Below are 6592 nucleotides of genomic sequence, written 5' to 3' on the forward strand. Positions count from 1 at the left end.
AGCTGCCCCTACCCTATCGCCTCGCATATGCTGAAAGCCGAACTTCGCCGCACCGCCTCAGCCGCGCGTCGTGCCTTGCCTGCGGCCGAGGTAGCACGCCGTAGCGCAGCGCTGCTTCAACAGCTACAGCAGCACTTCGAGGTAGCCCAGTGGCGCTGGCTACACGTCTTTCTGCCCGCTGCCCGGCAGCACGAGCCGGATACGTGGCCTATCATTCGTTGGCTGTGGGCCGAGCATCCGGCTGTGCAAGTGGCGGTGCCGGTAGTGCAGGCCGATGGCGTTACGCTACGCCACTACCACCTCAACCCCGACACGCGTCTAGTAGAAAGCCGCTGGGGCATTCCTGAGCCCGTCGGTGCGGCCGAGGTAGCGCCTGCCGCCATTGATGCGGTGCTGCTGCCCTTGCTTGCCTTCGATGAGCGGGGCCAGCGGGTAGGCTACGGCAAAGGCTTCTACGACCGGTTCTTGGCCGAGTGCCGGCCCGAAACCCTGCGTATCGGTATTAGCCTGGAACCGCCGGTACCGCAGATTACCGATGTGTGGCCTGGCGACGTGCCCCTGCACGCCTGCCTCACGCCGGAGCGAGTCTGGTTGTTTTGAAAGGTAGCACGCATAAGCGCTGGCAGACAATAGCATAGGTGCAGTGCAATACTGCTATATTCATTGGCGTTGGCGGAGTATCCATTCACCTCAACCACTACAACGCTCGCTATGGCCGACATCCAACCAGCCGCCCCTGCTCAAAATGGTAAGCCCCGTGCTAAAAAAATGGCCTTTCGTCTCGACATGACGCCGATGGTGGACCTGGCCTTTCTGCTACTCACCTTTTTTATGCTAACCAGCACGTTCAGCAAACCCAACGTTATGGAACTGGCTATGCCCGCGAAAGGTCTGGGTACTGATGTACCGGGTAGCAAAGCGCTTACGCTGATTTTGGGTAAGCACAACCAAGTGCATTATTTCTATGGCGTGAACGAGACCGGCACCGCCGCCGCGCCTACCCTCCATACCACAGACTACAGTGCCCATGGCCTCCGGCAGGTATTGCTGACCCTACAACGCCAGCAGACTGGTGCTGTTGTCCTCATCAAATCCGAACAGGAATCGACCTACGGCAACCTAGTAGACGCCTTAGATGAAATGAACATCACCAGCCAGAAGAAATACGCCCTCGTCGACCTTGACCGTAACGACCGGGCTCTTTTGCAGCAGAATGGCTTGTAAACAGCCCCCTCACAACACCTCCGCTTTTGTGATGCGTGCCTGCCCCCAAGGAGCAATACTGACGTGCACCAGCAACGCGTGTGGTCCTTTCTTATTCAGCACTTTCACCTGGTTTTCCGGCGCGTAGTAGCGTTCCAGACCATAGCGTAGGCGCAGGGTACGACGACTGCTGCCCACTACCCAACCGCGCAGGATCACCTGATCGGGGGGTAGGGCGCTTGGTTCCTGGTTGTAGACGCGCACAGCGACGTAGGCATCGCCCTGGGCACGCAGCGCCACGTACACCGGCTGGCGGCGGCGCGGCTCATTGGCCTCCTGCCACAGCGTGAGGGGTAGGTAGGTGATGCCGTAGGTTAGGCGCAGGTGGTCGCGCTCCAGCAGGTCGTGGGGGTTGACGGGGGCCGTGCGCAGTTGCACCGTGCGGCCGTAGGCAGTGGTGGCGTAGCCAGCAGCAGCCACCGCCACAATGAACAACAGCTGCGCGCCCACCAGCAACAGCAGCCACAACCGACGATTGGCAGGGGTAGGAAGAACAAGCATACGCTACAGCTTTTCGGGTGGTGCGGCCGGCGCAGTGGTTTGCACGGCCCGCCGGCGCAGGTACCAGCTCAGACTCAGCAACAAAATGCCCCCGAGCAGGAAAAACAACGATTTGTCCATGAAGCCCCACGTGAGCTTGAAGTAGGCCACAGCGGTAGTGAGGATAAACAGTACTGTGCCCAGCGTCACGCGGTCGGGGTTTTGCTCCTGGTGGGCGCGCCAAAGCAACGTGCCGGTGTAGGCATAGAGTACTACCAGCGCTGCCACGGCCAGCGGCAGGCCAGCATCGAGGTAAAAACCGGGCAGCAGCAGCAGCCAGTCGGTGGCGCTGCCCAAACGGCCCCGCGCCTTTTTGCCCAGCAACGACAAGACCAGCACTACCCCCAGCGCCGCCAGGTAGGCCAGCAGGGGCGGCCGCAGGCGGTCGGTGTAGCTGCCAGCTTCCCCAAAAATGGCCAGCCCCAGCACAAACAGAAACGCCGCCACCAAGGGCGGCCCCTGCAACGCCCTACCCGCCGGGCGGTCGGCCTGCCAGTCGCCGAACGTGTAGATGAGCATGGCCGCCACAAAGAACCAGGTGATTTTGATGTGCAGCACGCCAATGAGCAAACCGGCTTGCCAGAGCAGGCCGGTCGCTAGCACCGCACCCAGCAAGGCATCGGGGTAGCGCCACCAGTAGTAGCCCAGCGTGAGAGCCGTGAAAACGGCGGTAGCGTAGCTGAACGCGCCCAGCGCCTCGGTGTTATAGCCCTGCACAATGCCGCCGATGGCCACCGTCATCACAAACAGTAGGCGCGAGCGGTAGAGGTAGGTGAGCCCTACCCCCGCCACGCCCCAGGCCACCAAGCCCGTCACGTCGTAGCCAATGAGCTGAAACATTTGGCTGGTAAGGATAATGCTGGTGCCAAATAAAATCAGCCCCAGCCCAACCAAGCCCATGCCCAACTGCGTGTTGCCACGCCGCCGGAAATATTCGCCCGCCACGTAGCTCCCTGCTACCGAGCCCAGTAGGATTCCGAAGCGCACCAGTAGCGGCAGCTCCTGCCAGTTGGCGGCAATCAGGCTTAGGGCGCTCAGCAGCACCAGCAGGCTCCCTAGCAACGGCAGTAGCCCAATAGCTTTATCATCAATGGGATACAATGCCAGCAGCCGCTGCTCCTGCTCGGTGGTAATAATACCCTGCGCTACCCATTTCGGGCCTTCGACTTCAATAACCTTACGACTCATAGCTTCTGCAATATGGGCAGAATGAAGGATAGAGGGTTCATACTAGGAAAGCTATTTAGCAAGCAATATTTTCAATAGTTGTCATCCTGAGCAGTGCGAAGGATGACAACTATTTGATAAGCTCAACCCCTTGTTAAACTGCTTCTACATTTTATTCATATATGCTGGCGCCTTTCAGGATATCAGCAAACAGTTTCCATGACGCTTGTTCAGCATCTACTTCTTGACCTGTATTTAGGTAAAATCCATCTATATCTTCAGCATATCGACTCACTGCTTCTAAATAATCTGACAAATTTTTGTTCTCCCATTCATCAGCGTTGCTTATCAACTCTTGCTGGAGTACGAACAGAAATTCAATAAACGATTTCCTGTCTGTGACATTAATTTCATTAAAATCTATGCTCATAGCGACTTTTTGACAAACCAATTAACGCCATTCTATTCCTTACTTCTTCCGCGCCCGCGTCATCTCGCGCTTGCCTATTGGCCCCGGTAGCTTCTCTACCAGCCAGCCAGCGGCTTTCAGGCTTCGACGGAAGCTGCCTTTGGCGCAGTAGCTGGTGAGCAGGCAGCCCGGCGCTGCGGCGGCGTAGAGCTGGGCAAATACCGCGTCGGTCCACATGTCGGGTTGCTTTTCAGGGGCGAAAGCGTCGAAGTAGATGACCTGGTAGTGGTTGGCGGGTAGGGCGGTGTGCTGCAGCTCGCCGGTGATTTTGCGCAGCAGAAAGCGCGGGAGCAACGGCACGGCCTCGTCCCAGGCCGCCGCGTGTAGTTGGCTGAACTGGTCCAACAATTCCGGGTTCAGGAGGTAGCGCTCGGGGTGCAGATCGGCTACCACGGCGGGGGGTAGGGGGTGCTTTTCTATGGTGTCGTAGGCCACGGCTACAGGAGCAGTGAGGCTACGTTGCAGGGTCAAGATGGCGTTGAGGCCGGTGCCGAAGCCGATTTCCAGCACCCGCACAGTATCGGTGGCGGCGACTAGGGCGGGTTCCAGGGCCGCTTCTAGGTACACATGCTGGGCTTCCTGCACGGCGCCGTGGGTGGAGTGGTAGTGCTCGTCCAGCGCTGGCACGTAGAGCGTGCTGGAACCGTCGGCGGTGGGGCGAACTTCTACTTGCATCTGAGGTGTGGTTATTTGTGTCGAAAGAACGTTCAGACAGGTTCAACGGAACAAATAACCAAAAACCATCCGTAAGTAATCGAAAACCAACGCGCATGCCTCGTATCAAAGTTGCCCTACCCGACACCTACCTGCTCACGGTTGCCCTCCCCATCCGCATCACTGACCTGAACTACGGCGCCCACCTCGGCAACGACGCCCTGCTGAGCCTACTGCACGAAGCGCGGGTGCAGTTCTTGCAGTTTCTGGGACAACCGGAATATGACCCCGCCACACGCCAGGGCTTTATCATGGCCGACGTGGCCGTGGAGTACAAAGGCGAAGGATTTCACGGCGACACGCTGCACATCCAACTCGCCGCCACCGACCACCACAAATATGGCTTCGACGTGGTGTATTGGGTGAAAAACCAGCACGGCAACGAAATAGCCCGCGCCAAAACCGGTATGCTCTGCTTTGACTACACCACCCGCAAGCTGCGGCCTCTACCCGAAGCCGTCGTCACGCGTTTTACTAGTCCAGCTGAATGAACGGGGTAGTAAACAACCACCCGTTCCGGCTCCTGCTTGTCTCGCCTCCCGCTACCATCGCCACGGAGCTACCCACACTACAGCGCTTGTTTGAAGCTGGTTTACAGGCATTTCATCTGCGCAAACCCGGCGCTTCCGTCTCGGAAGTAGAAGCCTACCTACGTGCCGTACCACGACAGTACCACAGGCTCATGGTACTACACGGACAATACGAGTTGGCGCAACACTATCAGGTAGGCGGGCTGCACCTACCAACCGCGGCACGGGCTACCTGGGTCGCGCGGGCGCACCTGCAGCAGCCGGGCCACAGCCTTTCCACCTCGTTGCACAGCCTCACCGAGTTGCGCCAGCACCGTCGTCGCTACGATTACGTGTTTCTGAGCCCGATTTTCGACAGCATCAGCAAGCAGGGTTACGGGCACGCATTTGCGCTGACGGAGGTGCAACAGCAGCTACAGCGGCTGCAACAGCGCCAGCAGTACGTGCCACAGGTGGTAGCGTTGGGCGGCATCACGCCCGATAACATAGCGCAGGTGCGGGCGGCGGGCTTTGCCGGAGCGGCGGTGCTGGGCAGCGTGTGGCAAGCGGCTGATCCGGTGGCGGCGTTTCAGCAGTTGTTATGACCTGGCGCTGGCGCGGAACTGTGTCCCGTCCAGATCCGTGGCAGGCCGCTGGCCTACCCCATCAAATACTTCCTGACGGCGCAGACATCCGCAGGCCAGAGGCCTGCACATTATCGGCACGGGGCACAGCCCCGCGCCAGTGCCTAACAGTGACAACCATGCCTGCCCGGCCGTTTACCAGTCCTGCAACCCGTTGCGCAGCGAGGCTACCTGCTGAAAACCATTAGCCAGCAGCAATTCGGCGGCTTGGCGGCTGCGTTTGCCGCTGGCGCAGTGTACCACCACGGGCACTGCGGGGTCAAGGGTGGGTAAGGCAGCAGCAAGTTGGCCCAACGGAATCAGGCGGCCTCCTATGTGGCGGGCAGCGTGTTCGTGCGGCTCGCGCACATCGAGGAGCTGCAACGGCTCCTGAGCCTGGAGCTTCTGGCGTAGCTCGTCGGCGCTGATTTCGGGGGCGGCGTCGGTTGGGGCATCACCGCAGAAAGCGTCATAATCAATTAACGCGGTGAGCTGCTGGTTGCCCGGCACAGCCTGGAAGCGCAGGGTACGAAACTGCATATACAGCGCATCAAACACCAGCAGTCGTCCGCTCAGCACCTCCCCTATCCCCAAAATAACCTTCAGTGTTTCAGATGCTTGCAACGTACCAATGATACCCGGCAGCACGCCCAGCACCCCGATTTCGTTGCAACTTGGTGCCTCGCCGGGGCCGGGCGGCTGCGCAAACAGGCAGCGGTAGGTAGGCCCGCCCTGGTAGTTGAACACCGACACCTGCCCTTCAAACTTGAAAATGGCCCCAAATACCAGCGGCTTGCCCAGCAGCACGCACGCATCACTTACCAGATAGCGCGTGGCGAAGTTGTCGGTGCAGTCCACCACCACATCGTAGTCGGCCATGATTTCCAGCGCATTCGTGGCCGACAGGCGCACCCGCAAGGGCTGCACCGCCACGAGCGGATTCTGCGCCCGCAGCTTCTCGGCGGCGGCTTCGGCTTTGGGGCGGCCCACGTCAGAAGTAGCGTAGAGCACTTGGCGTTGCAGGTTGCTTTCGTCTACGGTGTCGTGGTCGAGCAGGCCGAGGGTGCCTACCCCGGCCGCCGCCAGGTATTGCAGCACCGGGCAGCCCAGGCCGCCACAGCCTACCACCAGCACACGGGCAGCTTTCAGCTTCTGCTGGCCCTCAGAACCAATCTCGGGTAGGCGCAGGTGACGGTCATAGCGGCGGGTTTCGGCGGGGGTAAGCATGGGTAGTAAACGCGCAGGGGTAGGGTTTGTTTTTGTTGGGATAGAGTTAGTTTTTCTGTCATCCTGAGCGCAGCGAAGGA

At 59.6% G+C, this 6592-nt stretch carries 9 protein-coding genes; 4 read left to right on the forward strand and 5 right to left on the reverse strand.

Translation table 11 applies throughout. The annotated features are described in order from the left end of the window. Both KYK14_RS20945 and KYK14_RS20950 read left to right on the forward strand, forming a co-directional pair. A partial coding sequence (locus KYK14_RS20945; protein ID WP_281421371.1) for a 5-formyltetrahydrofolate cyclo-ligase occupies window positions 1–600 on the forward strand: 600 nt, incomplete at its 5' end. 111 nt (window positions 601–711) lie between these two features. Next, window positions 712–1224 carry an ExbD/TolR family protein gene (locus KYK14_RS20950; protein ID WP_219161634.1) on the forward strand — a complete coding sequence of 171 codons (513 nt, stop codon included), beginning with the start codon at window positions 712–714 and terminating at the stop codon, window positions 1222–1224. A gap of 9 nt (window positions 1225–1233) precedes the next feature. On the opposite strand, the gene KYK14_RS20955 is transcribed toward KYK14_RS20950, so the two are convergent. The 4 genes from KYK14_RS20955 to mnmC2 all read right to left on the reverse strand — a co-directional run bounded on the left by KYK14_RS20955 (window position 1234) and on the right by mnmC2 (window position 4114). After that, window positions 1234–1764: a GDYXXLXY domain-containing protein gene (locus KYK14_RS20955; RefSeq protein WP_219161635.1), complete on the reverse strand. Its 531-nt coding sequence runs from the start codon at window positions 1762–1764 to the stop codon at window positions 1234–1236. Window positions 1765–1767: 3 nt separating this feature from the next. Further along, entirely contained in the window at window positions 1768–2991 is a 1224-nt protein-coding gene (locus KYK14_RS20960) for a DUF2157 domain-containing protein (protein WP_219161636.1), read from the reverse strand. Window positions 2992–3142: 151 nt separating this feature from the next. Continuing rightward, window positions 3143–3400 carry a DUF7660 family protein gene (locus KYK14_RS20965; protein ID WP_219161637.1) on the reverse strand — a complete coding sequence of 86 codons (258 nt, stop codon included), beginning with the start codon at window positions 3398–3400 and terminating at the stop codon, window positions 3143–3145. 39 nt (window positions 3401–3439) lie between these two features. Beyond that, the gene (mnmC2, locus tag KYK14_RS20970; RefSeq protein ID WP_219161638.1) at window positions 3440–4114 is read right to left on the reverse strand and encodes a tRNA (5-methylaminomethyl-2-thiouridine)(34)-methyltransferase MnmC2; all 675 of its coding nucleotides are present in this window, start codon (window positions 4112–4114) and stop codon (window positions 3440–3442) included. 95 nt (window positions 4115–4209) lie between these two features. Between mnmC2 and KYK14_RS20975 the strand changes: the two genes are divergently transcribed. After that, window positions 4210–4644: a thioesterase family protein gene (locus KYK14_RS20975; RefSeq protein WP_185281715.1), complete on the forward strand. Its 435-nt coding sequence runs from the start codon at window positions 4210–4212 to the stop codon at window positions 4642–4644. After that, window positions 4641–5267, forward strand: a complete 627-nt coding sequence (locus KYK14_RS20980) for a thiamine phosphate synthase (RefSeq protein WP_219161639.1) — start codon at window positions 4641–4643, stop codon at window positions 5265–5267. Before KYK14_RS20975 ends, KYK14_RS20980 begins: the two co-directional genes overlap by 4 nt. A gap of 174 nt (window positions 5268–5441) precedes the next feature. On the opposite strand, the gene moeB is transcribed toward KYK14_RS20980, so the two are convergent. Next, window positions 5442–6512, reverse strand: a complete 1071-nt coding sequence (gene moeB / locus KYK14_RS20985) for a molybdopterin-synthase adenylyltransferase MoeB (RefSeq protein WP_219161640.1) — start codon at window positions 6510–6512, stop codon at window positions 5442–5444. Between the last annotated feature and the right edge of the window lie 80 nt (window positions 6513–6592).

Source organism: Hymenobacter profundi, from assembly GCF_019334315.1.
Taxonomy (GTDB): domain Bacteria; phylum Bacteroidota; class Bacteroidia; order Cytophagales; family Hymenobacteraceae; genus Hymenobacter; species Hymenobacter profundi.